This is a genomic window from Acetobacter senegalensis, assembly GCF_001580995.1.
Taxonomy (GTDB): Bacteria; Pseudomonadota; Alphaproteobacteria; order Acetobacterales; family Acetobacteraceae; genus Acetobacter; species Acetobacter senegalensis.
Map to the genome: position 1 here is coordinate 1 of NZ_LHZU01000031.1, position 1562 is coordinate 1562.

The following is a 1562-nucleotide window of genomic DNA, read 5'->3' on the forward strand; positions in this document are numbered from 1 at the left end:
AGGGCACGCTACCTCAATTTCATACGCATGCTCCGCAAGCATATGAAATCGCTACGTTTTTTTCTTTTCTATCGCGGCATTTTTGCGACGCAAAAATCAAAGCCGCTCTTTTTCTCCGCTTCCACTGCTCTTGCACCTGCGGTGCGCCCTGATGACGGGTGTGAAGGTGTCATTTTTCGGGGTGGGCGTTGTGAGGCGCATGACCCCAAATTCCCCAGAGGATTTTGTTCCCTGTATCTTTGGGAGTGAGGATTAGGGTGGGGCGTCTCGTTCCTTCATGCTTTGAACGAGAGAAAACAATGTCTGATCGTACTACGATTTCGTCCACCACCGAGGTGGACCTCATGCAAATTGTCGCCCTGCACCGGCTGCTTGATTTTGCTGTCAGTGAGGCTCTTGCTGGTAACGTGGATGACAGTGTCCTGGAAGGGACGGTCATTCTGACGCGTATGGTTGGCCAGAAGGTCAGGCTGGTTGCCAACAGGGTGCTGGGGAGTGATGCCTCTTTCCGCGATGACTGAAGCCAATGCTGCGAATGAGCAGTAAGCCGCTACAGCTTAACTTTCCCTTTTCATAATACACGTATGTTCTCAGAATGCTCGCTGAGCAATGGGGAACGTGCGTCCACCTTACGGACACTTCAAATGACACTCGCTTTACCGAATAATGATCGTTTTAATAATGCTCTTCCAGGCTGGATGTTCGGGGGGTTTTTCCGTCCGAACGACATTGAGCGGTACGCACAGCTTTCTCACGATCTGCTGGTGACGCCGACGCCGCAGATGCTGGAATTCTGTGATGGAGGTCGCGAACTGGTCGACCGATATAACCGCGACAAGGCCTTATGGCGCGCCTTTCGCCAGCGTGTGGCAGTGTATCACCGGGACCTCCCCGCCTGGCAGGAGCAGGTGCGCGTCAATAACTACCGGATCGGCTCGATTGTGGAACTGGCTGTTTATCGGCGTTTGCTGCAAGAAAAGGAGAGTGGCCTCACTATTATGGTTCAGCCACCCATTCGAGAACTGGGAAACAGAGGATTTGCGGATTTCGGTCTGTATTTCAAAGGACATCCCACAGTGTACATTGAGGTCGCCGGAACAGTTACGAGTGCCGGGCAGTCGGTCTCAAAAAATGCTGAAAAATTCCGGGTGGGCATTGAGGAGCGTCTGATGCGCTACATGGGGGTCGCACCTGTAGAGGTGATCCATATTGATGAAGTCTGCGATGTGTCCCTCCAAACAGAGCGGGTTCGTCAGGCTATAGAACGTGCTAAGAATGCATAACTCGTTTTTATTTAAGAATGAATTACCGACAGAAAAAAAGAGGCATTAGCGGATAGCGTTTATCCGGTAACACGGGCCAGCCTATGATGGCCGGTCCGTCTCTGCGGAGGTTCGGAGTGTGCCCTAAATTTCAATTCTTCGAAGGGCTGTTTCACAGCATCTCGTGATCGCGAAAAAACGCGCAATATGCTGAAAATAAATGCAAAAAATATCAAGAATTTTTGATCACTTTTTCGTGGCGTATGAAATTGAGGTAGCGTGCCCTTTTGAGGCTGCCAC

At 50.9% G+C, this 1562-nt stretch carries 2 protein-coding genes; both read left to right on the forward strand.

What is annotated here, in order from left to right; all coding sequences use genetic code 11:
- The first annotated feature begins 299 nt into the window (after positions 1–299).
- Positions 300–521, forward strand: a complete 222-nt coding sequence (locus tag AD948_RS00190) for a hypothetical protein (protein WP_058988241.1) — start codon at positions 300–302, stop codon at positions 519–521.
- Between the two features lie 123 nt (positions 522–644).
- Positions 645–1283 carry a hypothetical protein gene (locus tag AD948_RS00195; RefSeq protein WP_058988242.1) on the forward strand — a complete coding sequence of 213 codons (639 nt, stop codon included), beginning with the start codon at positions 645–647 and terminating at the stop codon, positions 1281–1283.
- The last annotated feature ends 279 nt before the right edge of the window (positions 1284–1562 follow it).